The following is a 26,948-nucleotide window of genomic DNA, read 5'->3' as shown; positions in this document are numbered from 1 at the left end:
CGCCAAAGCGTGACGGAGAACCGAACAACACCGCTCCCAGACAAATTCATTTGTCTGGGGAGCGGCTGGTTGTTCGGTCGCCCGACAGTCGAAAAATAACGACGTAAATGATAAAAATGTTAAAGCTTCAACGTGCACCTATATAGTTTACGCAGATAGTTTTTCGTCTTTTTCTGCTTTTTGTGCTGCTTTTTTTACTTGCGGATAGAAGAAAATGCCACTTGCTAATAAAGCGACACCAAGCATGAACGTTTTCATATCTGCGGTGCCGGTAATAATGACCCAAACGGAATAAATCGTTGCTAATAACGCGATGATTCCGTCAGCGATGCGGCTTTTTCCTGTTTGTTCATACGTTTCGCCTGTTATCGTTAGCTTTAGCTGGAACACGGAAGCGATAAAGTACGGAACAAGATACGCAAGCGTTGCGATGTAAATGACGAAATCAAACGCTGCCGACATCGAATGAGAAATAGTAGAGAAAATGAAAATTTGTGCTAAACTGTTGGATAAAATCAAGGAAAAACTCGGCATTCCTTTTTTATTTTCTTTTAAAAACGACCGCATAAACAATCCTTGTTTCGCTGCTTGATACGGCACTTCAGCGCTTAACAATACCCAGCCAAGCGTGGAGCCAAGTAAGCTTATTAGTCCAAGTCCTGCAAGAATATATCCGCCGCTTGCGCCTAAAATTGTTTGAATCGCATCGACGAGCGGTTTTTCCGATTGAATCAATTGTTTTTGCGGCAATAGCCCCATGACAAGCACGCTAATGCCGATATAAATGGCGAGGGCGATGAGCAATCCAAGAATCGTTGCCCGCTTGACATCCGACTGTTTGCGGGCGCGGGAAGCAAACACAATTGCTGACTCCACCCCGATAAACGCCCATAACGTTGCGACTGCTGCATTATTCACTTGCCCTAATAAGCTAATGGCGTGCCCAGCTTCGTCATAACGAGGAGCGACAAAGGAGCCGATATTGCTCCGCTCAAAGGCAAATAAGCTAATAACGATAAATAAGAAAAATCCTAGTACTTTCGCAGCTGTTGCGATGAAATTTAATTTCCCTGCTCCTTCAATGCCGCGTAAAATAATAAAATGCATTCCCCATAACAAAACGGTGCAAACGAGAAACGTTAACAAGTTTCCAAGCTTAATATCGGTCGAACCGATGGTAAATAACGATTGTTTACTCGTTAAAATAGGGAAAAATGTGGACAAATAGCTTGCGAACGTTGTAATAATTGCTACGTTGCCGGCAAAGTTGCCAATCCAATACCCCCAAGAAGACATAAACCCGGATAAAATTGAAATACTTGATCCTTTCGGAAACAGTTCTTTTGCATAAATTTGCGGACCGCCATTCAAATCAGGTTTGCGAATCGCCAAATTCCCGAACACGAGCGCAGTCATCAGTACCCCGCCCCCTGTTAATAACCAAGCGAGAATCACCCCAAGCGGGCTAGCTGCTTCCGCTAATGAGCGAGGAAGCATGAAAATTCCAGAACCAACCATATTGCCGACGACAAGCGCCGTTAACATCCAAAGACCTAATTTGTTTTGTTGCAATGTAGGAAACTCCTTTCTTATGATGATAGACAAAAAAAATACACCCTTAAGTTTTCAACGGGTGCATAAACATCCGCATCAAACTTAAGATCGATAGCTCTCCACCGCCAAAAGCGGTGACAGTCCTGTCCCTGTTCGGAAACAGTCCCAGCTTATAGCGCCAGAGCACGCTATAAACTTCGGCAACGAATCCTTTCGTTTGACGTCATTAGGTTCTCTGCCCCTCGTTCAAACTACTTTTATTCGCCGCAGCCTCTATCTCATCTTAGTTGACGAGAACATCTTCAATTGACGTGATAATCATACATGATTCGACAGTGTTCGTCAATCATCATTTTTGTGAAAAAATGAATAGAAAGAAAAAATAAAATGTGAGTGAGTACTCACTTGAAAAACAGAAAAAAGCAATGTAAAATGGGGGTAAGTAATCACTCATTTTTGGAAGGGGGCTTTCTCGTGCGCACCATTGTGGCAAAGAACGTGAGCAAGTCGTTTGGCAAAAAAGAAGTATTAACAACTATTGATTTGACGGTAAATAAAGGGGAGATATACGGGCTAATCGGTCCTTCCGGCTCAGGGAAAACGACGTTAGTGAAAATTCTTGTCGGGATGGACAGCGATTTTTCCGGAGAGGTGACGGTGTTAAATCAACCGATGCCGAATATGTCTGCGCTTTCTCATATCGGTTATATGGCGCAATCCGATGCGCTATATCCAGAGCTGACAGGGGAAGAAAATTTGCAGTTTTTTGCCTCGCTTTACGAACTGAAAAAGACGGAACGGAAAGAACGAATCATGTATGCTGCTGAGCTCGTCCAACTGACGCCGCATTTATCGAAAAAAGTCATGGCGTATTCAGGAGGAATGAAGCGGCGGTTATCGCTGGCAATCGCACTTATTCATAACCCGGAAATTCTCGTATTAGACGAACCAACGGTCGGCATTGACCCAGAATTGCGGTTATCGATTTGGGGAGAATTGACACGCCTTAAACAAGCAGGAAAAACGATTGTCGTAACGACACACGTAATGGACGAAGCAGAAAAATGTGACCGTTTGGCAATGGTAAGAGAAGGAAAAATTATTACGAGCGGTTCCCCAGCGGAGTTAAAAAAGCAATATGAGGCGGTTGATTTAGAAAACGTATTCGTGAAAGCGGGAGGGAAGCGCGGATGAGAACGGTAGCGGTAGTGAAACGAATTTTTCAGCAAATGGTGCGCGACAAACGGACGCTCGGCTTAATGTTTGTTGCCCCGCTTTTCATTTTAACGTTGTTTCATTTTCTGTTTACAGAAAATACAGAGGCACATCCGAAACTAGGCGTGGTGCATGTCGATACCGCCATCGTGAACGAACTAAAAAAGAAAGATATTGACGTCGTCGAGTACGAGAAAGTAGGCGATGTCAAAAAACGAATTGTTGCTGACCATTTAGACGGATGGATGGAAATGAGCGATAATGACATTCACTTAACGCTTGAAAATGCCGATCCGTCGAAAGCGAAAGCGTTGCAAGTGAAAATTCAACAGACAATCGCCAAAGAAGCAGCGAAACAGCAAAAAGCGACAATGGAAAAAGCATTGCAAACGATTCAACAACGTCTACCTATTCCGATAAAAATAGAACAACCAAAGTCGCCGACTATCCATACATCGTACGTATACGGCAATAAAGATACTTCTTTTTTTGATACGTTAAGCCCGATATTAGTAGGGTATTTCGTCTTTTTCTTCGTCTTTCTGATCGCGGGCATTGCGTTGTTGCGTGAGCGAACAATCGGTACGCTTGAACGTTTGTTAGCAACACCAATTCGTCGGCATGAAATTGTTTTTGGCTATTTGCTCGGATACGGGACATTTGCGGTCATTCAGACGTTAATCGTCGTCTTTTTTGCCGTCAAAGTGTTAGATATCACCCTTGTCGGCTCGTTATGGCACGTGATTGTCATTAATTTATTGTTGGCGCTCGTCGCCCTGTCGCTCGGAATTTTATTATCGGCGTTCGCGCATTCCGAGTTTCAAATGATGCAATTTATTCCGGTCGTCATTATTCCGCAAATTTTCTTCGCTGGCATTCTTCCGGTGGACGAAATGGCTGACTGGCTGCAAGCAATTGCCAAAATTATGCCGATGTATTACGGGGGCGATGCATTGAAAAACGTTATGTATAAAGGAATGGGGCTTAGTGATATTCGCACCGATTTGCTTGCATTATGTAGCTTTGCCGTTATTTTTGTTACACTAAACATATTCGCTTTGAAAAAACATCGAAAACTTTAGCAACAAGGAGATGCTAGTTCATGCATGAAGAATGGCTCGAGGAGCTGTTGAAATTTAGCGAGGAAGACGGGAAATTTAGCGAAAAGCAATTGAAAATTTTAGAAGCAGCGATTGAAATGTTTGCGGAAAAAGGATATGCAGCGACATCGACAAGCGAAATTGCTAAACGAGCTGGTGTTGCGGAAGGAACGATTTTTCGGCATTATAAAACAAAAAAAGAATTGTTACTGGCGATTGTGACACCGACGTTGTTTCAATCAGTAGCGCCATTTTTAGTGAAAGAATTTGTAAAAGAAGTGTTTGAACATCAATACGAACATTACGAAGATTTTGTACGCACCGTTTGGAAAAATCGCTACAAATTTGTGAAAAAATATTTGCCGGCAATTCGCGTTCTTTGGCAAGAGATTGCGTTTCATGCTGAAATAAAAAAACAGTTAGAAGCGGTGTTTACGGAACACGTCTATGAGAAATTTAAAAAGATTGTGGAATATTTTCAAGAACGAGGGGAAATTGCGGATTTTCCTGTGGAATCCGTCATTCGCTTGACGATTACAACGATTGCGGGATTTTTTGCGGCACGCTTTCTCCTTATGCCTGATTATGATTGGGACGACGAGGCGGAAATGGAACGAACGATTCAGTTTTTAATGAACGGGCTGCGAAAAAAAGAGGCCTAACCCACTAGTGGATTAGGCGTTCTTTTTTGCTTGGACGATGACTTGCCCGTTTTCGACATCGACTTGAATCATCGTTGCATCGGTGTCCTCAAGCAACACATCGGCAATTTGGTCTTCGACATGCTCCTGAATGACGCGGCGGAGCGGACGAGCCCCGAACGTTGGATGGTAACCAAGCTCAGCTAGTTTTTCTTTCGCCGCTTCCGTTACAGTTAGTTCGATTTGTTGTTCTTGTAGCGTCGTTTTTAGCTCAGCAAGCATAAGCTCGACAATTTGTAGCATATGCTCTTTTTCGAGCGGTTTAAATTCAATGATTGCATCAAAACGGTTTAAAAATTCTGGCTTAAAGTAGTGGCGCAACGTATCAAGAATGTTTGTTGTCGTTGTTTCTCCATCTTTTTCAAAGCCGACCGTAATTTTTTTATCAGACGTACCTGCGTTGCTTGTGGCGATAATGACTGTATCTTTAAAGCTGACGGTACGACCTTGACTATCTGTGAGTCGGCCATCTTCTAAAATTTGCAAGAACATATGTTGGACGTCTGGATGAGCTTTCTCGATTTCATCAAGCAAAATGATGCTGTACGGGTTACGGCGCACTTTTTCTGTAAGTTGCCCTGCTTCTTCGTGACCGACGTAGCCAGGAGGAGAACCGATTAATTTCGATACCGAGTGTTTTTCCATATATTCGCTCATGTCAAGGCGAATCATGGCGTCTTTTGAGCCGAATAGTTCTTCAGCCAATGTTTTCGACAACTCGGTTTTCCCAACGCCTGTCGGTCCGATAAATAAGAACGAACCAATTGGACGGTTTTTCGCTTTTAATCCGGCACGGCTGCGGCGGATTGCTTTCGCTACTTTTCTTACCGCTTCTTCCTGACCGATGACTTTTTTCGCCAAGTTTTCTTCAAGGTGTTTCATTTTTTCTTTTTCATCCGTTTGCAATTTGCCGACAGGAATGCCTGTTTTTTCTTCGATTAATTGCTGAATGTCTGCAACATCAATGATTGGCGTTTCTTGCGCTTTCACATTTTGCAGCTGTTTTTCTAATGTAAGCTCTTCTGCTCGCAATTTCGCCGCGAGTTCATAGTTTTCTTCTTTTGCTGCTTGTTCTTTTTCTTTTGCCAATTGTGCGAGCCGTTCGTGCAGTTGTTTTTCATCGGTTGGACCAATGCGTAAATTTGCTTTCGAACCGGCTTCGTCTAACAAGTCAATTGCTTTATCTGGCAAGAACCGGTCTTGAATGTAACGGTTCGACAACATTACACATGCTTTAATTGCTTCATCCGTATATTTGACATGATGGAATTGTTCATATTTTGCTTGAATGCCTTTTAAAATGGTGATTGCTTGTTCCACCGTCGGTTCATGGACGATGACTGGTTGGAAGCGGCGTTCAAGCGCAGCGTCTTTTTCGATTTGCCGATATTCTTTTAATGTCGTTGCGCCAACAACTTGCAACTCGCCGCGAGCAAGCGCTGGTTTTAAAATATTGCCTGCATCCATCGAGCCTTCTGCTGAACCAGCTCCGACAAGCAAATGAATTTCGTCGATGAATAAAATGACGTTTTTGCGGCGCTGCAACTCAGCAATTAACGACTTCATCCGCTCTTCAAATTGTCCACGAATGCCGGTGTTAGCAACAAGGGAAGCGACATCGAGCAAGTATACTTCTTTGTTTATTAGTTTTTCTGGAACTTGTCCTTCGGCGATTTTCAATGCTAACCCTTCGACAATCGCCGTTTTTCCAACCCCTGGCTCACCGATTAACACCGGATTGTTTTTATTCCGTCGGTTTAAAATTTCGATGACACGCTCAATTTCTTTCTCTCGTCCGATGACTGGGTCAATAAGCCCTGCTTTCGCAAGTTGCGTTAAGTTGCGGCCGAATTTGTCTAAAAAACCGCCGCCGCGTTGCTTTTGTTTTGCTGGCTGAGCGTTGAACGCTGGCGTGTTCGTTTCTGAAGGTGAGGCAAATTCGCTTGAAAATAAGTCATCCAACGGAAATGTCGGGAATTTCCCGAAGCCGAAATTCATTGGAATAGTTAATTCCTGTTTTTGTTGTTCGTAGCAGTCATGGCAAAGGTGTAATTGTTTTTTCTCGTGATTAAATTGCAAATTCACAAAGACAGTTGCTTTGTTTTGTTGGCATGCTTGGCACATCATTAGGCATACCCTCCTTTTTTATAATTTGACTTTGACTATCTTTGACCTTTCTAGCTTTATTATACTTTGACCTTTTTTGACTTTCAAGTCCTTTTTGAAAAAATTTGTGCGAACGATGAAATGTTTTTGAAGAAAGTGTGAATAATGACGGATGGCAAAAAAGATGTGATATAGTAAACGTGGAAAACAGAAAAAGGGGTTGGAGAAACGTGAAACGAAAGATGTTTTTTTTCCTTGCTAGCTTTGCACTAATACTTATTGCAGCATGCAGCCATACGGAACATGGAGAAGAACAAGCGATTTTGAATGTTAAAATTGAAACGAAATCACCGATTGATGTAAATAAAGCAACGGAAATCTCCTGTCTTGTTACATATGGAAACGAAAAAGTAGACGATGCAGACGAAGTGAAGTTTGAAATTTGGAAACAAGGCAGCGAAAAGCACGAGATGTTGCAAGCGAAGAATAAAGGAAATGGAAAATATGCGGTGACAAAAACGTTCACAGAAGCAGGTACGTACTCGATTGTTGCCCATGTGACAGCGCGTAATATGCATAACATGCCGAAAACGGACATCGTTGTCGGGAACCCATCAGCTTCTGCGACGGAACACGACCAACACGATCATTCTTCAGACGACGTTATGATTATGCTTATGAAGCAATCATATGAAGCAAATAAGCAAGCAGAGCTTGTCGCGCATGTGACGCATGACAATACCCCGCTTGTCGGTACAGACGTTCATTTCGAAATTTGGAAAGGGAAGGGAAAACACGAGTTTATTAAGGCTACGGAGAAAGGAAAAGGAGAATACGAAACAACTACCACTTTTAAAGAAAAAGGAACGTATGTTGTGAAAGTGCATGTAGAAACGAAAGACTTACACGAGCACCAAGTCGAACAAGTGACTGTCCAGTAAGGATGTCGAAACGGCATCCTTTTCTTTTTTATTGTCGTCTTTCTTTGTTCCTTTCTTCATATACATAAGCAGAGAGACAAGTGGGACGAGGTGAAAAAGGTGGACAAAACGTGGGTAGGTGCTTGGCAAATTGCGGCGGTATACGTTGGAACAGTCGTCGGTGCTGGATTTGCGACCGGGAAAGAAATTGTTGCGTTTTTTACCCAATACGGAACGATTGGAACGATTGGGGTGATTATAAGCGGAGGATTGTTTACGTGGGGCGGCATGCGTCTGATGATGATGGCAAGGGCGTTGCGCGCTTCTTCTTACAAGCAGCTGAACGATTATTTATTTGGCAAATCTGCGAATATCATCGTTACCGCTGTGATGACGCTGATGGTGCTTGGCGTGACAGCGGTGATGCTATCAGGGGCAGGGGCACTCTTTTATGAACAGCTTGGCTTGGCAAAACAATTTGGACTAATAATTACCATTTGTTTATTGTTTATTACGATGCTTTATGACCGAAAAGGATTATTGGCAGTAAACGTGTTTGTCGTGCCGCTTATGTTATTGTTTAGCATTGGGATATTAGGAAAACTCGTGGTTGCTGATAAATGGTGCATGGCAGCAACTGTTTCCCCTCCTTCGTGGCGAGCGCTATTTTCCCCGTTTTCGTATGCGGCATTTAATTTAGCATTAGCGCAGCCAGTGCTCGTTCCGCTGGCAACGGAAGCGAGAGATGAACGAACGGTAAAAAGGGGAGCGTTGCTTGGCGGGGGGGTATTAACGCTCATTTTATTAAGCAGCCATGTTGTGCTACTATCGTTTCCGTATGTGCTGAACTATGACATCCCGATGGCAGAAATTATCCATACGTTTTTCGTTTCGTTATATTGGCTCTATTTACTTATAATTTATGGGGAAATTTTCACTTCCTTGGTTGGTGGCGTGTTCGGGCTTCGCCGGCAGTTCCATTTCGTTTCGTCTCCGCTATTTTTCCTTGTTATCCTTGCTTTACTATATGTTGTCGGTTCGTTTCGGTATAGCGTGTTATTATCGGTTTTATATCCACTGTTTGGCTATATAAGCATCCTCTTTCTTTTTTTATTAGCATTGCGCAAAATGCCTTAAGGCATTTGTCGCCTATCGACAAATGCCTTCGCTAATTAGTGGAAGCGGCTTGTAATTTGTTGCAATTTTTGAATGGATTGCGAAAGTAAAGCAGCTTCATTGGCTAATTCATGGATAGCCATGGTTTGTTGCTCTAGTCCGGCGGTCGTTTCGTGCACCATGCTTGTAAAATCGTTCGCAATCGCATGCACTTCTTCAATCGCCTGCTTCAGTTCGTTTCCGTTAGTCGTAATTTTCATTACATGCGTTCGACTCCGATGCAACAACTCATTCATTTCTACAGACATCCGTTGGAAGGAAGCCATCGTTTCGTTTGTCTGTAATAATGATGTCATCGTTTCATTTGCCGCCTGTCCGTTTTGTTCCACTGCTTCGACGACACGCTGTAACATGTTGCGCATCGTTTTAAGCGACGATAAAATATGCGCGGCAAACGCATTCGTATTTTCCGCGAGCACTCTTACTTCTTGGGCGACAATGGCAAACCCTTTTCCTGCCTCACCGGCGCGTGACGCTTCAATCGATGCGTTTAATGCCAATAAGTTTGTTTGTTTGGCAATGGCGGTAATGGCTGATACCATTTCGACGGTTCGGTTCGCTTCTTCGGAAACGGTATGAATAAGATTTACCGTTTCGTTCAAGTCATGCTGCATATGTTGCATCTGTTGTTTCGTCCGATCGATTAGTCGCGCCCCTTCATTTGCTGATTTCATCGCCCCTTGCGCTTGGCTGACGACGCGTTCAAAATCTGTTTGCATGTCTTGTACTTCGGTCATCATTCCGGCGACAAGCTCGTTCGCTTCTGCGACGGAAGCCGTCTGCTGTTTGGCACCTTCGCGAAACGTCTCCATCGCAGCGGCAATTTCCGCAAACGCTTCCGACAATCGTTTCGTTTCTCCTTGTTGATTTTCACTTACTTGCTGTACGGTTGCTGTCGCTTTTGCTAATTCCTCTAAAATGGTGCGCACGCCAACAATCATTTTATTTAGTTCATAGCCGATTTGGTGAAATTCTGTTCGCTTTTTGGCGGTGTGCACTTCTGCGCGAAGATTGCCTGACGATACGGTTCGGGTGACACTATACCAATGGCGCATGTCACGAACAACCGCTTTGTAAAAAAAGCCCCCCATCCCTAAACTAATGCCCACTGTCAGCAAAAAGGTAACGAAAGAAGGAAGAGCAAAAAGCATCGCCATCCCAAAACTAATCGAAGCAGGGACAAGCGCTAACAAGCTAAAGTGAAGCTGCAAATACGGGCGATGCATTAGCCGTCCCATCCGTAAATTAAAGCGCTTTCCTGTCGTGTCTGTATAAAGCGGACAGCTTGCGTCAATTAATAACTCCCCTGTATCGCGTTTATACGCTTGCAGCAAAGGAACGGTCGTTTTGGCTGCTTTTTGTCCGGTGTCATCGGAGAACGTCCGCCCTTCTCGCAGGCGATTTGTATGAACAACAGCGTATCCCGTTTCATCGACAATGACAAAATATTCATCCCGCTCTAGCTGTTCGTCTAAAAACGAGCGAACCGATTCTATTTGTTCGGCAAGCGGTTTTGTTCGGTCTAGCTTTTGTTGTAGCTTTGCGGCGACATCGGTGACTTTTTTGAGCGCTTGTTGGGCGCGTCGTTTTTTAAGCAACCGGTCCATCATATATCCCCCCTATTCTTTCTTTCAATATATACTGAAAATTCAGATTCATCAACGTAAAAAATGTATTCAATGCATAAAACAAACAATAAGCGGAACAATAAGGAAAAAGAACGACTAGTTGAGGGGATTTTCTATGTCCATTTTCTCGTTTTTTTTTAAAAGAAAGCCGAACAACCCGAAAACGCTAGCACAGCTATTGCAAAAATTGAAACAGTCGAGCGATTTTGCTACGTTGGAATTTGACATAAATGGACACGATTTTTCGATCGCGTACTTTGATTCGCTCGTTGATCCAAAACTGTTGCAGCAACAAGTGCTTTGCCATCTGCAGCGGGATGTGTCCAACTATACTACTTTTTCCGTGCGCGACCTTCAACAAATCATCCCCGTTCAACGAATTGAAATCACTTCGGATGTTCAAACAATAGAAACAAAGCTATTAAAAGGATTTGCACTCATTCGCTTTAAAAACGACGAGCGCAGTTGGGCATTAATTAATTTAGCAAATGAAAATTTAGGGCTTCGGCAAAATAACGATTCAGAAAATGAGTTTAGCGTCGTCGGTCCGAAAGTTGGCTTTGTCGAAAACATCGGAACAAATTTGCATTTACTGCGCCGACAAATTAATACCCCAAATTTAGTGTTTCGCGAACTAACAATTGGCACGATGTCAAAAACGAAAGTAGTGATCGCCTATATCGACGGAATTATCGATGAACAAACGTTAGAAACAGTTATCCAACGGGTGAATGAGATTGAGTTTGATATTGTGTTTGATACATCGATCATCGACCAATTATTGTCTGACAACTCGTCGTCGCCGTTTCCATCGTTTGTATCGACCGAGCGGGTGGATCGCGTCGTTTATGCGTTAGTGGGGGGACAGGTCGCTATTTTAGCGGACGGTTCACCGTATGTGATTACTGGACCATCGACATTGTTTGATTTTTTTACATCGCCAGAAGACTATTATTTGCCATGGGTGCTCGGTTCGTTTTTTCGACTCATTCGCATGTTTGGCGTCATGTTTTCAATTTTAGCGTCGCCCGTTTATGTTGCTGTGTTAACGTACCATTATGAGATGATTCCGAAAGATTTGCTTGGACCGATTATTTTTTCGCGCTCGAACGTGCCTTTCCCCCCGACACTGGAAGTATTATTTTTAGAGATTACGATTGAGCTGTTGCGCGAGGCGGGGGCACGTTTGCCGACAAAAGTCGCGCAAACGCTCGGAATTGTCGGCGGGATCGTGATTGGACAAGCATCGGTCGAAGCGGCGTTAACGAGCAATATTTTGCTTATTATTGTGTCGCTCGCTGCCCTTGCGTCGTTTACGACACCTATTTTTAAAATGTCAAATACGATTCGGTTTATCCGGTTTCCGATTATTTTGTTTGCTTCGTTTTGGGGCGGGGTTGGCATTGCGTTTGCGATTTGCTTATTGCTCATTCATCTAGGAAGGCTGAAATCGTTTGGGAACCCGTATTTAGTGCCATTGTATCCGCTCCGCGTCAAAGATTTTGCAGACAGTTTTATCCGCTCGTCGTACCCATTTACCGCCAAACGGCCAAGCTATTTGCGCCCGCAGACGTTTTGGCGGTACGACCCAAACAAAGCAAAGAAGAAAAAAGATATTGACGAGTAAGAAGGGAAAACGTATGAAACGAGCTCTTTATCTACTTCTCTTGATATTCGTATTAGTCGGTTGCAAAAGTTCTCGCATCGTCGACCAAGTGCAAATTATTCACGCGATGGGATACGATTGGAAAAATGGGACGTACACTGGTACGGCGATTTATCCGACGTTTAAGCAAGGACCGATGACCAAACCAGACATTTTAACGACTGAATCATCGACGACATATGATCTAATTCCGCGTTTATCATCGAAGTCGGCGCTGCCAATTGAAGAAGGGCAAATGCGACTTGTTTTGTTTGGCAAAGCGTTTGCGAAAAAAGGAATTACGGAAATTGTGCACAGTCTAGCGCGAAACAATAAAGTCGGCAGCCATTTACAGCTGGCGGTGGCAAAAGGGGATGCGGAAGAACTGTTGCGTATTACCGCAAAAACGACGTTAAGTGATACGTTGTATTTATCCAATCTCGTGGAACAAAATATTCGCGAAATGAATTTGCCAAACACAAATTTACACATTTTTTTATACAACTACTTTGGGAAAGGACGAGACCCATTTTTGCCTTATTTCGAAAAGAAGGGAAATTTCGTCAAGCTAGAAGGGCTTGCATTATTTAAAGATGGCCATTACGTCGGACGCATTGATTTGCGGCAATCGTTTTTAGTAAAAATGTTGCTCGATGAAACGAAAAACGGCGTTTACCAACTGCCAATTTCAAAGGAAAAGCAAAAAGGGAGAGTATTGTTGGAGAATTTGTATGCGACGTCGAAATATTCATTGAAAAAAGGAAAGAAGCCAGTGATTGATATTCGCATTCATATTCGCGCATCCATTCGTGATTACCCGATTTGGCTTGATTTGCCGAATAAAGAATCGTTCGCACTTATTCGCCACCAGATGGAAAAGCAGTTGAACAAAGATATTTCCAAATTGATTCGTCAGTTTCAAACAAAAGAGATTGATCCACTCGGCATTGGCGATTTTGTTCGCAGCTATACAAGGCACTGGAACGAAAAATCGTTTTATAAACAATATAAAAAGCTGACGATCCGTCCGCATGTCAAAGTAGATATTGTGCAAACAGGCATCGGGGAATAGCTAGAAATGGAGGGGAAGATGACGTTGAACCGGGAGCGTTTTTTCATTTCGCCGTTTTTTGTCTTTTTTACAGTTCATGGGGCGCAAATTGGTATTGGGGTGCTTAGTTTCCAGCGACGACTGAATGAGAAAGTGGGGCACGACGGCTGGATAAGCATCATTGTCGCTGGGATTGTGGCACATATATTGATTTGGATGATGTATCAAACGTTTCAGCTGTCAGGAACGAGCGAAGATGTCATTCAGTTAAATATTCAATATTTTGGAAAATGGCTCGGGAATGTATTGAATATTGGGTTTGTATGTTATTTTCTTTTGCTGGCGCTCATTGTGTTGCGTTTATATATTGAGGTTGTGCAAGTATGGATGTTTCCGCTCATGGGAACGTGGCAATTTAGCCTTATTTTATTGTTGCTTACGTATTACACCGTTTTGGGGGGCTTTCGCTCGGTTGTCGGATTATGTTTATGGGGAGTAGTCATTCCGCTATTAACGATTTTTCCGATGCTTTTTTTTCCATTGGAATATGCGCATTATCGCAACTTTTTCCCGATACTTGATCATTCGATGCTCGATATATTAAAAGGTGCAAAAGAAGTGACGGTTGAATATCTTGGGTTTGAATTATTGCTTATGTATTATGCGTTTATTAAAGACGGACAACAGTCGCATCGATGGGCGCAGTTGGCGAACGGATTTACGATGTTCATTTATTTAGTAGTGATTTTTATTTCGACCGTTTTTTATAATGAAGAACAGGTGAAGCATGTCATTTGGCCGACGTTAACGCTAGGGAAAATCCCAGAAATTCCGTTTATTGAACGGATGGAGTATATTATTATTTCGATTTATGTACTCGTCGTATTTCCAATTATTTGCTTAGCCATTTGGTCGGCAACGCGCGGCTTAAAACAAATGGTTTCGCTAAAACAGCGACTCTCCTTACCTGTTGTGTTAATCACTATTTTTGTCGCTTCGCTCTTTTTTAATACGCGGGAAGAAATTGACCAATTAGGGAAATTTGTTTCCACGATTGGATTTTATCTTGTCATCGGCTACATTCCGTTTCTTTATTTACTTGCTTTGTTCACGAAACGTTTGAAAGGGAAGGCTAGTATGAACGAAAGAAGTATGATATAGTATGGGAGGAAAAAAACTTTATAGAAGAACTCCGCACGATTTGGGCGGGAGAGGTTCTAGAACAACCCTCTATAAAAAACTAGGGAAAGCTATATCCTTAGGAGGGTATGGCTTTTTGTTTTAGAATGCTCTTTCTTCTTACAAAAAAGAAAGGAGCGCGAGACAGATGAAACAAGAAAAAGCAGTTGTTGTGTTTAGCGGCGGCCAAGATAGCACGACGTGTTTATTTTGGGCGCTGAAGCAGTTTCGGGAAGTAGAAGCAGTGACATTTGACTACAATCAACGTCATCGGCTCGAGATTGAAGTAGCGGCATCGATTGCGAACGAGCTTGGTGTTCCGCACACGGTGCTCGATATGTCGCTATTGAACCAGTTGGCGCCAAACGCGTTGACGAGAAGCGACATTGCGATTGAGCAAAAAGAAGGCGAATTGCCGTCTACGTTTGTCGATGGGCGGAATTTGCTGTTTTTGTCGTTTGCAGCAGTGCTTGCAAAGCAAAAAGGGGCGCGCCATCTCGTCACAGGTGTATGTGAAACGGATTTTAGCGGCTATCCGGATTGCCGCGATATTTTCATTAAGTCGTTAAACGTTACGCTAAATTTAGCGATGGATTACCAATTCGTTATTCATACGCCGCTGATGTGGCTGAATAAAGCAGAAACATGGGAGTTGGCTGATGAACTCGGAGCACTTGATTTCGTCCGGTCGAAGACGTTAACGTGCTATAACGGCATTATTGCGGACGGATGCGGGGAATGTCCGGCGTGTAAGCTGCGTAAGCGGGGTCTTGAGCAATATTTAGAGAAAAAGGAAGGAGTGAAAAACTGATGCTCCAGCAAATTTATCCACAAGTATTTCATAATTTTCGCTATGAGTTAAATAAAGATATGCAAATTGCGGCAGCACATTTTATTCCGCACGAAGCGGCAGGAAAATGTGCAAACATGCACGGACATACGTATTTTGTCAACATTACGGTGGCGGGCGATGAACTCGATGAATCTGGCTTTTTAATTAATTTCCAACAGCTAAAAAAAATCGTGCACGGCAAACTCGACCATACGTTAATCAATGACCATACAGACTTATTTAGCAATACGCGTGCCGAAGATTTTCCGACGACTGAAGTAGTCGCACGTAAAATTGCCGAAATCGTGCAAGAACATCTTGATACGATGCCAAACCGTCCAACATGCGTTCAAGTATTTGTGCGAGAGTCCCCGACAAGCTATGTTGTCTACCGGCCGAAAGCAGGGAATCGCTAATGACGAAAATTCCGGTGCTTGAAATTTTCGGGCCAACGATTCAAGGAGAGGGAATGGTCATCGGACAAAAGACGATGTTCGTCCGCACGGCTGGCTGCGACTACCGTTGCCGCTGGTGCGATTCCGCGTTTACATGGGATGGGTCAGCGAAAGCGGAAATAAAGCAAATGACAGCGGAAGCTATTTGGGACGAACTCGTTTCGTTAGGTGGAAATCGTTTTAGTCATGTGACGATTTCCGGTGGCAATCCAGCGCTATTGAAAGGGCTCGATACGCTGATTGAGCTGTTAAAAGAAAGAAATATTCGCGTCGCGCTAGAAACGCAAGGAAGCTGTTGGCAAAACTGGTTTTATGCGATTGACGATTTAACGATTTCACCGAAGCCGCCAAGTTCAGGGATGGAGACGGACTTTTCCGTGCTTGATGACATCCTCGAAAAGCTTGTGAAAGCAGGAAGAAAAGAAAACGTTAGTTTAAAAGTTGTCGTGTTTGATGATGCTGATTTTGCATATGCGGCGTATGTGCATAAACGTTACCCGATGCTTCCGTTTTATTTGCAAGTCGGCAATGAAGAAGTGGGGGAAGCAGATGACGTAACGTTGCGTGCGAAACTGCTTCATAAGCTGGAGTGGCTCGTCGAAAAAGTCGTGCATTCGCCCGACATGAACGATGTCCGTGTCTTGCCACAGCTGCATACCCTTTTATGGGGAAATAAGCGGGGAGTATAAATAACGAAAGGAGAAAAAACGATGACAGGAAGAAAAGAAGAAGAATTGCAAGGCGTCACGCTCCTTGGCAACCAAGGAACGAAATATTTGTTCGAATACAGCCCAGAGGTGCTAGAAGTATTTGACAACAAACATCCCGATCGCGATTATTTTGTAAAATTCAATTGCCCAGAGTTTACAAGCTTGTGTCAATAAGGGCACACTTCAGTGGTAACACTGTCGGCTAAACCTTGTGAATTCAGGGAAAGAGAATAGGGTAGAAAATATTCATTTAGAATCAACGAAGAAAAAAAGCTTTTTTATTTATTAGAGCCCTATTTCTCCAACCCTGAGCCAAGCCCTGAAAAATGAAGCGTTTCATTTTTTAGGGAAGGTGCAGAGACTATCGAAATCACTTCATCATGAAGCGAGTTAGAGTAGTGATGAGGGAAGAGAGTAGAGTACACTATGAGGTTAAACCTCATGGTGGAAGCGCAAGGGTTCTTGCTCGATATCGCAGTTGAGCAAGAATATGATATAGTCCACCTACTTTCTAAAGTAGATGCCAAAAACTGGGCAACCGGATTTCGCGACTATTTACATTAGTTACATCCCGGATAAAAAATGTGTGGAAAGTAAGTCATTAAAGCTTTATTTATTTAGCTTTCGCAACCACGGAGATTTTCATGAGGATTGCGTCAATATTATTATGAACGATTTAATTCGCGTGATGGAGCCGCGCTATATTGAAGTGTGGGGGAAATTTACTCCGCGTGGCGGCATTTCGATTGACCCGTATTGCAACTGGGGTCGTCCAGGAACAAAATACGAAAAAATGGCAGAATATCGGCTTATGAACCACGACTTATACCCAGAAAAAGTAGATAATCGCTAAATCTCCCTGCCTTGGCAGGGAGATTTTTTTCAAAAAAAAGTTCAAAAAAAGTAGTAGTTTTTTTGCGGAAACTTATATATAATGACAATTGATTTTTTTATTTGGGGGTAGTAGTCTTGGAAGACAGGACGGCTCTATTAATCGGAGCAAGTGGACTCATCGGGCGTGAATTGCTCGCCTTGCTTTTGCAATCGGACGTGTACGAACGAGTCACCGTTTTTGTACGGCGCAGATTGCCAATCGAGCACGAGAAGCTAGAACAAGTCGTTATCGATTTTAACCAATTAGAATTATACGAACGATATTTTTATGTCGATGATGTGTTCAGCTGCCTCGGCACGACGATGAAAAAGGCGAAAACAAAGCAAAAATTTATTCAAGTGGATTACGAATATACGATGCGGGCAGCGACGCTCGCAGAAAAATGCCATGTGCAAACCTTTTTAACGGTTTCTGCTATCGGGGCTGATCCGCATTCTCCTTTTTTCTATAACCGCGTCAAAGGAGAAACGGAAGAAGCGCTGCAGCGATTAGCCATCCCATCGCTTCACATTTTCCGCCCGTCGCTATTGCTTGGCAAGCGAGAAGAATTTCGCCTTGCGGAAAAAACGGCGGAATTAGTGCTCGGGCGCCTGCCGTTTTTATTTATCGGTAAATGGCGAAAGTATAAGCCGATTGAAGCAAAACAAGTCGCACGTGCCATGGTTCATGCGGCGACCGCATGCCGAAAAGGCATTTATATTTATGAGTCAGACGAAGTCGAAACACTTGCATAAAAACCGACCGCAGCTGCGGCCGGTTTTTTACTTAATGATTTTGTAATTTTTATGATTAACGACGGTTCGTTCTTGCAAATCTAACTCCTTGTAGTTTTCCATATATGTTAAATCTACGATGACGGAGTTTTCATTCACTTTCTCCACAACACCACGCAATCCGTTTTTAAACTCAATAATGTTGCCTACTTCTGCTTTTTCCATTCTTACTCTCCTTTACATCGTATTTGTTATAGTTTGCCTCATTTTCTTGTGAAAGTAAAGCCTCTTTTTTCCTATGTTTATAAAAAAAGCGGATACAAACGCAGCGAAAAATGATAGAAAATCGCCAATTTATATGCGAAATGGTGCAGAAAATCCGTTGTTTTTCCTGCTCGTATTGCTTATTTTTTCCGCGGCTAATCGTTCGTTTCCCCTATTCGTGCATTCGACGAAACATAAAAGATTTTTTATTGTAATAATACCGCGGAATACACGAAAGCGCGCTTTCAGAAAGGGTTTAAACGTGACGTTTGAACAAGTAGTGGAAGCGTACAAACCGATGATTGTAAGTATAATGAAAAAGCTACATGTAACGAATGAATGGGATGAGTATTACCAAATTGGTCTAATCGCGTTATGGGAAGCTTCGCAGCAATTTCAGCCGGAAAAGGGGAGTTTTTCTTCGTTCGCGTATAAAAAAATGTACTGGGCGATGCTATCGCATTTACGAAAACAATTACGGACAAAAGAATGTGCGCTAACAGATGAGATGATGCATATGCTTCCAGCAATGTTGCCGAATGAGGATTGGATGGTGGTAGAAGATATACTCAATGAACTAACCGAACGACAACGGAAGTGGGTAATCGGCTATGTCATCGAACAGAAATCGCTAAAAACAATTGCCGAAGAAGAAGGTGTTCCGATTGGAACGGTAAAACAGTGGCGCATTTCGGCGTTAAAAAAGCTAAGGAATATCCCCTCCGAACGCCTCGGAGGGAACTAGCTGCGCGGTTCTTTTAAATAATGATAAATAACGTGCCCACCGCGCTGGGCGATGCCGCGAAAATGTTTAAAATCATCTCGCTTCACAAGCACCGAACGAAATACGAGAAAATCCTCTTTTTTCACGAACAGCTCAGCAATGTTTCCATCACGTAAATCGTCTAACAGTTTAGCTGCGATGGATTCATTCATCTTGCTCACCTCCAAACGATGACTTTACCTGTATTGTAGCGAATTTGCCATCTAGGATAAACACCCATTTTCCGCGCGGGCAAACACCCTTTGCTTGTTTATTCATACAATATGGTGGGTATGTATCACACATACTTAACAACGAAAGGAAAGGGAGAGAAAGATGAATCAATGGAATCCATATATGAACCAACCGTATGACGAGGGGTATGATGTTGACGAGATGATGCGCCACCATGACAACAATGCGCCAGCATTGCCTATGATGCCAACGGCGCAAATGCCGACAATGCATTCCCATAGTTCTCCGTGCGGTTGTCATTCGCTGTCGATGTGGGACGGGATGTATCCGATGGGAGAAATGGGTGTCCCAGGCATGATGTCTCCAAGTGCAGGAATGCCAATGATGCCAGGAGCGATGGGGTATCCTTATCCAATGCCAAGTGCGCCGATGCAAATGCCTACAGGACAGATGGCTCCATACGGCCCAGGCTACTACGGAATGCCGCCATTTCCGTATGGGTATTATCAAAATCGCTAAAAACGAGACCTGCGGCTACAAAGCCACAGGTCTTATTTATTCATTGATTCGATAATTCCTTGAAGCACACTAATGTCATTGGTGACGAGAAAGACCGGAAGCAATACGAGAACGACGAGCACCGTTACATAAGATGTAATCGCGTTTTTAAAAATTTTTCCAATTCTCATTTTTATCACTTCCTTTTCCTTTTTTCTATTGTCACATTTTTGTCACAATTCGTCAATAATTTTTTTGAATATTCTTTATTTTATTAATGGGATAAAATTTCTATTTGAACAGTCTGTAAAATTTTGATAAAATAAAGCTACATTCTTATAGTAGTTGAAGAGGTGTGACGGTGAAAATACGGAAAGCAAACGTATTGGATGAACGGACGGTAACAAACGTCTATATTTACGAAAATAAAAAAGAAGAGTATATAGTCGTTGCTGTTCCGGATTTCGAATGGTCCTGTTTTATTCGTTATGAAGACGAAACAAATATGTTGCGAACGAAGCTGTTAACGTCGCTGCAAAAAACGATGACGTACGAACAGGCAACGGCGTTTGTAGACAAGTTGCTATATTGGGTTCATGAAATGTAATACGTATGCCGCAAAATTAAGCGGTGGAGCTTGCACGCTTCGCCGCTTTTGAGTTATTGAATGAATGTTAGGAGTTCGATGGAAAGGTGCTCAAAAAACAAAAAACGGTTGTTTTGTATCTTTTATTTAGCGTCTGCTGGATTGTAGCGACAGATGTTATCTTGCAAATGTTTCATTTCGATTATCCTGCGCAAGTGATCGTTAGCATTGCGAAAGGTGGATTGTTTGTACTATTGTCAGCGTTTTTCCTTTACCGGATGATGGAAAAAAGCGAACAGTTGAAAAAAACAGTAGAAGATGAGCAACAGCTGTCTACGCTTATTAACTCTATGCCGGATTTCGTTTGTTTTAAAGATAGTGAAGGTCGCTGGCTGCGCGTGAACGATTTTGGACGGAAATTGTACCACCTTGAAGATGTGGATTATTATGGAAAAACTGATCTAGATCTAGGGGAGATTGTCCCATTTTTCAAAGAAGCGTTTGCTTATTGCGTCAAAACCGATGAAGAAGCATGGAAAAAAGGGGCGATGACGCGCGCGCAAGAATCGTTTATGGTGCCAAGCGGGGAAATGAAAACGTTTGACGTGATTAAAGTACCGCTCTTTGACGAGAACGGCGAGCGAAAAGGATTGTTAACGATCGGTCGGGATATTACGCAACAAAAAGTGGCTGAAGAATTGCTATTGAAAAAAGAAAAGCTATCCGTTCTTGGGGAATTGGCAGCGGGCATTGCCCACGAAATTCGCAATCCGCTTACGTCCATTAAAGGGTTTATGCAAATGATGAAAGAAACGCGCGAAGTGAAAGAAGCGTATATCGATATTGTTTTAGAAGAATTGGAGCGAATTAATCAAATTGTCAGCGAGCTGCTCGTGCTTGCTAAACCGCAAAGCCATTGCTACAAACCGTTTCTTCTTTGTGAAGCGATTGATTATGTCGTTCATTTAATTAGCCATGAAGCGTTATTGAATAGTGTCGACGTTTCCATCGATAATCGAGAACCGAAAGTAGTTATTTTCGGGGAGAAAAACCAGTTGATACAAGTGTTTATTAACATTATGAAAAATGCGATTGAAGCGATGCCAAAAGGCGGAAAGTTAAATGTGCGAATTTGGTTAGAAGAGGAGAATGCGCATATCACCATCGCGGATACAGGCATTGGCATTTCAAAAGAACGCTTAGAAAAAATTGGCGAACCGTTTTTTACGTTAAAAGAAAAAGGAATGGGACTTGGGTTAACAACAAGTACAAAAATTATTCATGAACATAAAGGAACGATAAACATTGATAGCGAAGTCGGAAAGGGAACGGTAGTGCACGTATCGTTGCCGATATATAAAGAGGCGAGCCGAAAGTAGGCCGCCTCTTTTTCTTATTCCACAACCCATGTCGTCGTTGCTTCAACCGGGAGTCGAGTAGAACGATGAGCTGGTGCACTACTTTTCCCAATCGTGATGAGCATGACAGGGATATAACGGCTCGGCACTTCGAATTCGGCCGCAAATTTTTCCGCATCGAAGCCGCCAATCGGGCATGTGTTCCATCCTTTCGCAGTTGCGGCGAGCATAAGTTGCATCGCTGCAAGGGAGGCGTTGCTGAACGCGGCGTCGCGAGCGTATTGTTTGTTTTTATATGCTGTTTCGATTTGTTGCGCTAATGTTTCTTTCACTTCTTTTGTCATTGCGCCCATTTGCACAAGTGGGTCATATACTGCGTCGGTGTTTCGATTTGCTTCTAAATCCCCTAAAACGGCAATGACAGCAGAAGCATCCACAATTTGCTGCTGGTTGTATGCAATTGGGAGAAGCCGTTGCTGCGCTTCTTTTCCATGGATGACGAAAAAGTGCCAATGTTGTAAATTCCACGCAGAAGGTGCTTTTCCAGCAATTTCAATGATTTCTGTCAATTCCTCTTTGCTAATTGTAACGTCTGGATTGTATTTGCGAATCGATTGTCGTTCGTTTACTACCGTTAAAAAATCTTTTGCCGTTATTGTTGAAGTTGTCATAGTTACTACCTCCTATTTAGTATTTTTATTTAAGTAACTAACTTTTTGTAAGTTAATTGTCTTTATTGTAAAGTTACTATCACCGGTTGTCAAATAATTTACTCCAGAAGGTTTTAGGAAAATTTTTTACACTGTCCTATCCTTTTTCTCCTTTTGCTTCGATAGTATAGGCGAAAGGAGGTGAACGAGATGGCGCAATCACTCATTCAGCAATCGCAATTGCGGCTCGTTTTTGAAGTAGGCACAGACGAAACAGGGAAGCCAATGTACCGCCGCAAAAGCTTCAATAACATTAAAGTAACGGCAACACCAGAGCAGCTGCTTGCGGTTTCCCAAGCACTTGCTTCATTGCAAGCCTACCCGCTTGCGCAAATTGAACGAAGCGATATGCATTTCATTACAAACTGATAAAGGAGGACGCAGGACATGGAGAAAACGCTAGAACTACAATTTTTGAACCAACAAGGGAAAGCGGTCCGGATCATTATTGACCATCCAGTTGAGCCAGTTAACGCCCAACAAGTATCTGCCGTAATGGATACTATTATTGCTGCTAACATTTTCACATCAAGCGGTGGAGATTTAGTCGGCAAGCAAGGGGCGCGGCTGTTGCAGCACGACGTGACAGACGTTGCATTACCATAGGAAAGGGGGCCAGTTTTGCTGGCCCTTTAGCTATAAAAGCGAGGCGATTACGATGGAAACATACCTTTCGTTTATTTCTGACGTCGGGTTTCCGATTGTCGTCACATTTTATTTATTGTATCGCATTGAAGCAAAGCTAGATGGAGTAATTGATTCGATTCAACATCTACCGCAACAGTTATTTGAACAGTTAAAACAAGTAAAATATCCTTATCCTTCCATTGGAGGGATAAGGTTTTTTTGTTGGGGATTATTAAAATTTTTGTACGCTTGCCGAAATATATAATAGAAACACACGGGTGTTGATTATCCATTATTTTACTAAAAAAACACAGAATCATATAACTGAACACAAGCTTTTCTGCCTCTTCCCTCGAACAAGAACGCCGGCGGGCAAATGAGATTTGCCCGCAAAGTGTTCATTGTTCGAGGAGGGCATGCTGTGCGCATGCCCAGTCGGCAAGCGGTTCGCTTGCCGACTAAGGCAGAAAAGCTAGAAATAGAGCGATGTCAACTGGTTTTTATTGGTTAATCAACACGCCTGATAGAAACAAGTGCAACGAGAGAAACATAAAGGAATGAGTCGAATGAGGAAAAATCAGTTTGTACAAAAACTATTAGCGGATGAACAGCTGTTATTTGATGTAATGGAACAATTGTTTGATATCGTATTTTTAATGAAAGTGGAAAAAGGGACACGGTTTCGTTACATCCACGTCAGTCCAAAAGCGCTCCATTTAGCAAGTTTAACAGCAGAAGATATCGGGAAATGCATTGACGATATTTATCCTGAAAAAATTGCGAATCATTTAAACTCCCAATATCGTAAAGTTGCCGAAACAAAATCGGTTGTAACGTATCGTGACCAAATGAACGTAGCGGATGAATATCGAATCGGCGAATCGACGCTGCTTCCGATTTTTGACCAACATGGCGATGTCGTGTACGTTCTCTCGTTTACAAGAGATATTACAGAGTCGATTAAGCGTGAAGAGCAGTTTACGGAAATTCATCAGCTATTCCATTTATTATTTGCCTACTCACATGACGCGTTGGCGATGTTTGATTTGACAGGGCAAATTTTACGCATTAATAACGAATTGGAGCGCTTGCTCGGATGGAAAAAAGAGGAGATGCTTTCGCAAAATATTTTGCGTGCGTTCCCGGAATACAAGTCGAAGTTTGAACAAAGTTTAATGCGGCTTGGGCAAGGGGAAAGTTTAACGGCGGTTCGAATGACATTAACCCATCAAAATGGTACAAAAGTATATGTTTCCGCCAACGTCATGCCGGTGTTTGACAAAAACGGATGCGTCGTCGCCGGGCTGGCGATGTTAAGAGATTTTACTGATTTTGTAAAAGTGAAAGAGCGGCTCCGGCAAAGCGAAGAACTATATCGGAAAGTGGTCGAATTTTTGCCGGATATGGTCGTTATTCAAGTCGATGACACCATCATGTATATGAACTCAGCTGGGCTTCGTATGGTCAAAGCGAAACAACTATATGAAGTAGAAGGAAAACCGTTACATTTCTTTTTGCCACAAAACGACCAGCAAGAACGGACGCTAATAGCGCTCGATGGGAGCCGAAAAGAAGTAAATGTACGTGAAATGGCGATTCCATATTACAATCATGAAGCGAAATTTCTCGTCATTCGCGACGTTTCTGAGCAAAAAAGCATCGAAAAAGAAATGGAATATATGGCGCAGTACGATGTACTGACAGGGCTTTACAACCGCCAATATTTACGTGAGAAGCTGAATGAGTTGTTGTTAAATCATACTGGATTAGCCGTGCTGCTTATCGATATTCACCGGTTTAAATTTATTAACGACTTCCTCGGTCATGCGAACGGTGATGAACTGTTACGCCAAGTGGCAAAACGACTAAAAGTGGTTCAATCGGAGCAGACGTTGTTAGCGCGGGTGAGCGATGATGAGTTTGTTGTTGCCTATATTTATGAACACGAACAAGAACTGAAAAAATTGCTTGAAAAATTAGACCGACTGTTACAAGAACCGTATTTTATCGCTGGAGAAAAGCTAAATATTACGACAAATATTGGAATAAGTTATGCCTATGATGCGAATTTGTCTGTGGAGACGTTATTGAGCAATGCTGATAAGGCTGTGTATTATTCGAAAATGAACGGGACAAGTCGCATCGCCGAATACGAGGCGCATATGCAAGATATTTTTGTAAAAAAAATCCGCTTAGAAAACGATTTGCAAATCGCGCTTGAAAAAGAAGAACTGTCGCTTCATTATCAACCGAAAGTAAATATGTCGTTAGGGACAATTAGCCTTGAAGCGCTTGTCCGCTGGAACCACCCGCAGCTTGGAATGATTAGCCCGGCGGAGTTTATTCCGATTGCCGAAGAAACAAATATGATTCATGATATCGGGCGCTGGGTGTTGAGGCAAGCGTGCCGCGATTTAAAAAAATTGCAGCAAGCAGGTTTTTACGATATAAAAATGGCGGTCAATTTATCTGCAAGGCAATTTTTAGACAAACAGCTCGAAAATATCGTGTCGCATATTTTTGCTACAGAGAAAACAAGCCCGTCGTTTTTTGTGTTTGAAATTACGGAAACAGCGATTATGAAAGAGCCGGCAGAAGTAGTGCCTATTTTACAAAAGTTAAAGCAACGGGGCATTACAATTGCCATCGACGATTTTGGCGTTAGCTATTCGTCGCTGAATTATTTGAACCGCTTTCCGATTGATGCAGTAAAAATTGACCGGTCATTCATTCGCAATATTAGCGACAATCAAAAAGGGGAAGAAATTGTCCGTGCGATTATTTCGCTTTCCCATCAACTGCATTTATTTGTCACGGCAGAAGGGGTGGAAACCGAAGAACAAGTTCGTTTTCTTTTAGAAAAAGGCTGCGAAGAAATGCAAGGATATTACTTTAGCCGTCCGGTGCCATTTGAACAATTGCCAGTTGTATTAGAACATGTCCAATCGCTGATTGCGCGATGGAGCAAATAAGAAAAGCGCAAAGCGCCCGCCGATCGGCGAAGATCGCACAAGCCCCACCGAGGAGGGAAATGGCGCTTGGAGCTAGACAGCGCTCCACCTAATCGTGAAATTTTATACTTTCTTACCTTTAAATAAAGAGGTGCAAATCGCGCCTCTTTTTTTTGAAACTTTTGCACAATCTATACGTATATGGATAATAAAATTAACCAAATAAATAAAAATAATTAAAAATTTTTATAAAAATAGTTATTTTTAATCTGGCAATATGTTATCATCATATTGCGAAAGGTGGTAATTCCAATAAAAGCAAAAGAAGTATTAGAATTGCTTCAACTATCAAGACCTACTTTAACAAAATACGTTAAAGAAGGGGGAATCAAAGTAAATATTCTACCTAATGGTAGATATGATTATGATAAAGATAGTGTGTATAAGTTGTTCAACAAAGGGGTAGAAAGAAAAACTTATATATATGCGAGAGTTTCTACACCAAAACAGAAAGCTGATTTAGAAAATCAAATTCAGATGCTAAAACAATTTTGTTTTGCAAATGGGTATTCTGTGTCAAAAGTATTTTCAGATGTAGCAAGTGGCATCAGTTTTGAAAAGAGAAAAGACTTTTTCAAATTACTTGACGATGTCATTGCAGGAAAAGTAGAAAGGGTTGTCATTACTTATAAAGACAGATTAAGCAGAGTAGGGTTTGAATTATTTTCTCATTTGTTTAAAAAGTACAATTGTGAGATCATCGTTATGAGTGAAGTAGGGTCTGAAAAATTAGATAGCGAGGAGATATTTGAAGAAATCGTTCGTTTATTGCATTGTTATTCGATGAGATTATACTCTAAAAGAAAAGGACAAAAAATAAAAAAGATATTAGAAGAAAAGGAGGTGAATGGCGAAGATGGAAGGGAATCGTGTTGAAAGGCATATCATTTGTCCTACTCATCCTTATTATCACATGTTAGACGAATATTGCTTCCAATCAAAGAATTTGTACAACTTTGCAAACTATCAAGTCAGGCAAACTTTTTTTCAACATGGCACATACCTTTCTTACAACAAGCTAGACAAACTGCTCAAAACGAAAGGAATGGACGCAGA

Annotated in this window: 30 protein-coding genes, 3 pseudogenes and 2 riboswitches; of the genes and pseudogenes, 26 read left to right on the top strand and 7 right to left on the bottom strand. The window is 42.3% G+C overall.

Annotated features, from left to right (window positions below):
* Positions 1-147: 147 nt before the first annotated feature.
* Positions 148-1,572 carry an amino acid permease gene (locus GGR02_RS09645; RefSeq protein ID WP_229706172.1) on the bottom strand — a complete coding sequence of 475 codons (1,425 nt, stop codon included), beginning with the start codon at positions 1,570-1,572 and terminating at the stop codon, positions 148-150.
* Positions 1,573-1,658: 86 nt separating this feature from the next.
* Positions 1,659-1,838: riboswitch (Lysine riboswitch) on the bottom strand.
* A 148-nt stretch (positions 1,839-1,986) separates the two neighbouring features.
* Between GGR02_RS09645 and GGR02_RS09640 the strand changes: the two genes are divergently transcribed.
* The 3 genes from GGR02_RS09640 to GGR02_RS09630 are packed head-to-tail and all read left to right on the top strand — an operon-like array spanning position 1,987 to position 4,531.
* A complete protein-coding gene (locus GGR02_RS09640) occupies positions 1,987-2,748 on the top strand; it encodes an ABC transporter ATP-binding protein (protein ID WP_183184562.1) in 762 nt (253 codons plus the stop codon).
* On the top strand, positions 2,745-3,851 hold the full coding sequence (locus GGR02_RS09635; protein WP_183184515.1) for an ABC transporter permease: 1,107 nt from the start codon (positions 2,745-2,747) through the stop codon (positions 3,849-3,851). Before GGR02_RS09640 ends, GGR02_RS09635 begins: the two co-directional genes overlap by 4 nt.
* 20 nt (positions 3,852-3,871) lie before the next feature.
* Entirely contained in the window at positions 3,872-4,531 is a 660-nt protein-coding gene (locus GGR02_RS09630) for a TetR/AcrR family transcriptional regulator (protein WP_183184514.1), read from the top strand.
* Between the two features lie 12 nt (positions 4,532-4,543).
* Here GGR02_RS09630 and GGR02_RS09625 read toward each other — a convergent pair whose 3' ends face one another.
* A complete protein-coding gene (locus tag GGR02_RS09625; RefSeq protein ID WP_183184513.1) occupies positions 4,544-6,697 on the bottom strand; it encodes an ATP-dependent Clp protease ATP-binding subunit in 2,154 nt (717 codons plus the stop codon).
* 209 nt (positions 6,698-6,906) lie between these two features.
* Here GGR02_RS09625 and GGR02_RS09620 point away from each other — a divergent pair, with 209 nt between their 5' ends.
* Both GGR02_RS09620 and GGR02_RS09615 read left to right on the top strand, forming a co-directional pair.
* Positions 6,907-7,617, top strand: a complete 711-nt coding sequence (locus GGR02_RS09620) for a FixH family protein (protein ID WP_373286625.1) — start codon at positions 6,907-6,909, stop codon at positions 7,615-7,617.
* A 90-nt stretch (positions 7,618-7,707) separates the two neighbouring features.
* On the top strand, positions 7,708-8,733 hold the full coding sequence (locus GGR02_RS09615) for a YkvI family membrane protein (RefSeq protein WP_373286624.1): 1,026 nt from the start codon (positions 7,708-7,710) through the stop codon (positions 8,731-8,733).
* A gap of 35 nt (positions 8,734-8,768) precedes the next feature.
* On the opposite strand, the gene GGR02_RS09610 is transcribed toward GGR02_RS09615, so the two are convergent.
* Positions 8,769-10,379, bottom strand: a complete 1,611-nt coding sequence (locus GGR02_RS09610; RefSeq protein WP_183184511.1) for a methyl-accepting chemotaxis protein — start codon at positions 10,377-10,379, stop codon at positions 8,769-8,771.
* A gap of 136 nt (positions 10,380-10,515) precedes the next feature.
* Between GGR02_RS09610 and GGR02_RS09605 the strand changes: the two genes are divergently transcribed.
* The 10 genes and pseudogenes from GGR02_RS09605 to GGR02_RS09560 all read left to right on the top strand — a co-directional run bounded on the left by GGR02_RS09605 (position 10,516) and on the right by GGR02_RS09560 (position 17,901).
* On the top strand, positions 10,516-12,027 hold the full coding sequence (locus GGR02_RS09605; RefSeq protein WP_183184510.1) for a spore germination protein: 1,512 nt from the start codon (positions 10,516-10,518) through the stop codon (positions 12,025-12,027).
* A 13-nt stretch (positions 12,028-12,040) separates the two neighbouring features.
* Positions 12,041-13,117 (top strand): Ger(x)C family spore germination protein, encoded by a 1,077-nt coding sequence (locus tag GGR02_RS09600; protein ID WP_183184509.1) that lies wholly within the window; start codon positions 12,041-12,043, stop codon positions 13,115-13,117.
* Positions 13,118-13,135: 18 nt separating this feature from the next.
* Complete coding sequence (locus tag GGR02_RS09595; RefSeq protein WP_183184508.1) at positions 13,136-14,257, top strand: GerAB/ArcD/ProY family transporter; 1,122 nt, start codon at positions 13,136-13,138, stop codon at positions 14,255-14,257.
* A gap of 44 nt (positions 14,258-14,301) precedes the next feature.
* Positions 14,302-14,346, top strand: a riboswitch (PreQ1 riboswitch).
* A gap of 77 nt (positions 14,347-14,423) precedes the next feature.
* On the top strand, positions 14,424-15,086 hold the full coding sequence (queC, locus tag GGR02_RS09590) for a 7-cyano-7-deazaguanine synthase QueC (protein WP_183184507.1): 663 nt from the start codon (positions 14,424-14,426) through the stop codon (positions 15,084-15,086).
* On the top strand, positions 15,086-15,523 hold the full coding sequence (queD, locus tag GGR02_RS09585) for a 6-carboxytetrahydropterin synthase QueD (protein WP_183184506.1): 438 nt from the start codon (positions 15,086-15,088) through the stop codon (positions 15,521-15,523). The genes queC and queD overlap by 1 nt, the downstream gene beginning before the upstream one ends.
* A complete protein-coding gene (gene queE, locus GGR02_RS09580) occupies positions 15,523-16,251 on the top strand; it encodes a 7-carboxy-7-deazaguanine synthase QueE (protein ID WP_183184505.1) in 729 nt (242 codons plus the stop codon). The genes queD and queE overlap by 1 nt, the downstream gene beginning before the upstream one ends.
* Positions 16,252-16,272: 21 nt before the next feature.
* On the top strand, positions 16,273-16,446 hold the full coding sequence (locus GGR02_RS09575; protein WP_373286623.1) for a tunnelling fold family protein: 174 nt from the start codon (positions 16,273-16,275) through the stop codon (positions 16,444-16,446).
* A 252-nt stretch (positions 16,447-16,698) separates the two neighbouring features.
* A complete protein-coding gene (locus GGR02_RS09570) occupies positions 16,699-16,836 on the top strand; it encodes a hypothetical protein (RefSeq protein ID WP_183184567.1) in 138 nt (45 codons plus the stop codon).
* Positions 16,796-17,125 (top strand): annotated as a pseudogene (gene queF, locus GGR02_RS09565) (preQ(1) synthase); the annotation flags it as partial. The gene GGR02_RS09570 and the pseudogene queF, both read left to right, overlap by 41 nt.
* A 116-nt stretch (positions 17,126-17,241) precedes the next feature.
* The gene (locus GGR02_RS09560) at positions 17,242-17,901 is read left to right on the top strand and encodes an oxidoreductase (protein ID WP_183184504.1); all 660 of its coding nucleotides are present in this window, start codon (positions 17,242-17,244) and stop codon (positions 17,899-17,901) included.
* Positions 17,902-17,928: 27 nt separating this feature from the next.
* Here GGR02_RS09560 and GGR02_RS09555 read toward each other — a convergent pair whose 3' ends face one another.
* A complete protein-coding gene (locus GGR02_RS09555) occupies positions 17,929-18,105 on the bottom strand; it encodes a YkvS family protein (RefSeq protein WP_084256221.1) in 177 nt (58 codons plus the stop codon).
* A gap of 301 nt (positions 18,106-18,406) precedes the next feature.
* On the opposite strand from GGR02_RS09555, the gene GGR02_RS09550 reads away from it, so the two are divergent.
* On the top strand, positions 18,407-18,889 hold the full coding sequence (locus tag GGR02_RS09550) for a sigma-70 family RNA polymerase sigma factor (RefSeq protein ID WP_183184503.1): 483 nt from the start codon (positions 18,407-18,409) through the stop codon (positions 18,887-18,889).
* Here the strand turns inward: GGR02_RS09550 and GGR02_RS09545 are convergent.
* Entirely contained in the window at positions 18,886-19,080 is a 195-nt protein-coding gene (locus GGR02_RS09545) for a hypothetical protein (protein WP_183184502.1), read from the bottom strand. The two genes, GGR02_RS09550 and GGR02_RS09545, sit on opposite strands and share 4 nt — an antisense overlap.
* A 163-nt stretch (positions 19,081-19,243) precedes the next feature.
* Here GGR02_RS09545 and GGR02_RS09540 point away from each other — a divergent pair, with 163 nt between their 5' ends.
* A complete protein-coding gene (locus GGR02_RS09540; protein ID WP_183184501.1) occupies positions 19,244-19,621 on the top strand; it encodes a hypothetical protein in 378 nt (125 codons plus the stop codon).
* 32 nt (positions 19,622-19,653) lie between these two features.
* Here the strand turns inward: GGR02_RS09540 and GGR02_RS09535 are convergent, their stop codons facing one another.
* Entirely contained in the window at positions 19,654-19,791 is a 138-nt protein-coding gene (locus tag GGR02_RS09535) for a hypothetical protein (RefSeq protein ID WP_183184500.1), read from the bottom strand.
* A gap of 170 nt (positions 19,792-19,961) precedes the next feature.
* On the opposite strand from GGR02_RS09535, the gene GGR02_RS09530 reads away from it, so the two are divergent.
* Positions 19,962-20,207 carry a YueH family protein gene (locus tag GGR02_RS09530; RefSeq protein WP_183184499.1) on the top strand — a complete coding sequence of 82 codons (246 nt, stop codon included), beginning with the start codon at positions 19,962-19,964 and terminating at the stop codon, positions 20,205-20,207.
* 86 nt (positions 20,208-20,293) lie between these two features.
* Complete coding sequence (locus GGR02_RS09525; RefSeq protein WP_183184498.1) at positions 20,294-21,565, top strand: ATP-binding protein; 1,272 nt, start codon at positions 20,294-20,296, stop codon at positions 21,563-21,565.
* A 14-nt stretch (positions 21,566-21,579) separates the two neighbouring features.
* Here GGR02_RS09525 and GGR02_RS09520 read toward each other — a convergent pair whose 3' ends face one another.
* Positions 21,580-22,215, bottom strand: a complete 636-nt coding sequence (locus GGR02_RS09520) for a nitroreductase family protein (RefSeq protein ID WP_183184497.1) — start codon at positions 22,213-22,215, stop codon at positions 21,580-21,582.
* A gap of 189 nt (positions 22,216-22,404) precedes the next feature.
* Between GGR02_RS09520 and GGR02_RS09515 the strand changes: the two genes are divergently transcribed.
* The 7 genes and pseudogenes from GGR02_RS09515 to GGR02_RS17295 form a co-directional block, all read left to right on the top strand.
* A complete protein-coding gene (locus GGR02_RS09515; protein WP_183184496.1) occupies positions 22,405-22,623 on the top strand; it encodes a DUF1659 domain-containing protein in 219 nt (72 codons plus the stop codon).
* Between the two features lie 18 nt (positions 22,624-22,641).
* Positions 22,642-22,860 (top strand): DUF2922 domain-containing protein, encoded by a 219-nt coding sequence (locus GGR02_RS09510; RefSeq protein ID WP_183184495.1) that lies wholly within the window; start codon positions 22,642-22,644, stop codon positions 22,858-22,860.
* A gap of 52 nt (positions 22,861-22,912) precedes the next feature.
* Positions 22,913-23,041, top strand: a pseudogene (locus GGR02_RS17545) (YvrJ family protein); the annotation flags it as partial.
* Positions 23,042-23,257: 216 nt separating this feature from the next.
* Positions 23,258-23,392, top strand: coding sequence for a hypothetical protein (locus GGR02_RS17540; RefSeq protein ID WP_260175050.1), 135 nt, complete (start codon positions 23,258-23,260; stop codon positions 23,390-23,392).
* A gap of 55 nt (positions 23,393-23,447) precedes the next feature.
* Positions 23,448-25,853: an EAL domain-containing protein gene (locus GGR02_RS09500; RefSeq protein WP_183184493.1), complete on the top strand. Its 2,406-nt coding sequence runs from the start codon at positions 23,448-23,450 to the stop codon at positions 25,851-25,853.
* Between the two features lie 291 nt (positions 25,854-26,144).
* Positions 26,145-26,768: an IS607 family transposase gene (locus tag GGR02_RS09495; protein WP_183184560.1), complete on the top strand. Its 624-nt coding sequence runs from the start codon at positions 26,145-26,147 to the stop codon at positions 26,766-26,768.
* A pseudogene (locus tag GGR02_RS17295) lies at positions 26,749-26,948 on the top strand (RNA-guided endonuclease TnpB family protein); the annotation flags it as partial. The gene GGR02_RS09495 and the pseudogene GGR02_RS17295, both read left to right, overlap by 20 nt.

It is taken from the genome of Anoxybacteroides voinovskiense, from assembly GCF_014196205.1.
Classification (GTDB): Bacteria; Bacillota; Bacilli; order Bacillales; family Anoxybacillaceae; genus Anoxybacteroides; species Anoxybacteroides voinovskiense.
This window is presented reverse-complemented; position numbering and strand designations above follow the sequence as displayed.

What these genes read in the sequence shown, in the direction of transcription:
- GGR02_RS09570 (WP_183184567.1), top strand. Translation starts at nt 16,699, where the DNA reads ATGAGGTTAAACCTCATGGTGGAAGCGCAAGGGTTCTTGCTCGATATC.
- GGR02_RS09575 (WP_373286623.1), top strand. Translation starts at nt 16,273, where the DNA reads ATGACAGGAAGAAAAGAAGAAGAATTGCAAGGCGTCACGCTCCTTGGC.
- GGR02_RS09610 (WP_183184511.1), bottom strand. Translation starts at nt 10,379, where the DNA reads ATGGACCGGTTGCTTAAAAAACGACGCGCCCAACAAGCGCTCAAAAAA.
- GGR02_RS09600 (WP_183184509.1), top strand. Translation starts at nt 12,041, where the DNA reads ATGAAACGAGCTCTTTATCTACTTCTCTTGATATTCGTATTAGTCGGT.
- GGR02_RS09605 (WP_183184510.1), top strand. Translation starts at nt 10,516, where the DNA reads ATGTCCATTTTCTCGTTTTTTTTTAAAAGAAAGCCGAACAACCCGAAA.
- GGR02_RS09535 (WP_183184500.1), bottom strand. Translation starts at nt 19,791, where the DNA reads ATGAGAATTGGAAAAATTTTTAAAAACGCGATTACATCTTATGTAACG.
- queD (WP_183184506.1), top strand. Translation starts at nt 15,086, where the DNA reads ATGCTCCAGCAAATTTATCCACAAGTATTTCATAATTTTCGCTATGAG.
- queE (WP_183184505.1), top strand. Translation starts at nt 15,523, where the DNA reads ATGACGAAAATTCCGGTGCTTGAAATTTTCGGGCCAACGATTCAAGGA.
- GGR02_RS09595 (WP_183184508.1), top strand. Translation starts at nt 13,136, where the DNA reads ATGACGTTGAACCGGGAGCGTTTTTTCATTTCGCCGTTTTTTGTCTTT.
- GGR02_RS09625 (WP_183184513.1), bottom strand. Translation starts at nt 6,697, where the DNA reads ATGATGTGCCAAGCATGCCAACAAAACAAAGCAACTGTCTTTGTGAAT.
- GGR02_RS09640 (WP_183184562.1), top strand. Translation starts at nt 1,987, where the DNA reads ATGGGGGTAAGTAATCACTCATTTTTGGAAGGGGGCTTTCTCGTGCGC.
- GGR02_RS09635 (WP_183184515.1), top strand. Translation starts at nt 2,745, where the DNA reads ATGAGAACGGTAGCGGTAGTGAAACGAATTTTTCAGCAAATGGTGCGC.
- GGR02_RS09555 (WP_084256221.1), bottom strand. Translation starts at nt 18,105, where the DNA reads ATGGAAAAAGCAGAAGTAGGCAACATTATTGAGTTTAAAAACGGATTG.
- GGR02_RS09540 (WP_183184501.1), top strand. Translation starts at nt 19,244, where the DNA reads ATGAATCAATGGAATCCATATATGAACCAACCGTATGACGAGGGGTAT.
- GGR02_RS09630 (WP_183184514.1), top strand. Translation starts at nt 3,872, where the DNA reads ATGCATGAAGAATGGCTCGAGGAGCTGTTGAAATTTAGCGAGGAAGAC.
- GGR02_RS09520 (WP_183184497.1), bottom strand. Translation starts at nt 22,215, where the DNA reads ATGACAACTTCAACAATAACGGCAAAAGATTTTTTAACGGTAGTAAAC.
- GGR02_RS09510 (WP_183184495.1), top strand. Translation starts at nt 22,642, where the DNA reads ATGGAGAAAACGCTAGAACTACAATTTTTGAACCAACAAGGGAAAGCG.
- GGR02_RS09515 (WP_183184496.1), top strand. Translation starts at nt 22,405, where the DNA reads ATGGCGCAATCACTCATTCAGCAATCGCAATTGCGGCTCGTTTTTGAA.
- GGR02_RS09500 (WP_183184493.1), top strand. Translation starts at nt 23,448, where the DNA reads ATGAGGAAAAATCAGTTTGTACAAAAACTATTAGCGGATGAACAGCTG.
- GGR02_RS17540 (WP_260175050.1), top strand. Translation starts at nt 23,258, where the DNA reads ATGAGATTTGCCCGCAAAGTGTTCATTGTTCGAGGAGGGCATGCTGTG.
- queC (WP_183184507.1), top strand. Translation starts at nt 14,424, where the DNA reads ATGAAACAAGAAAAAGCAGTTGTTGTGTTTAGCGGCGGCCAAGATAGC.
- GGR02_RS09545 (WP_183184502.1), bottom strand. Translation starts at nt 19,080, where the DNA reads ATGAATGAATCCATCGCAGCTAAACTGTTAGACGATTTACGTGATGGA.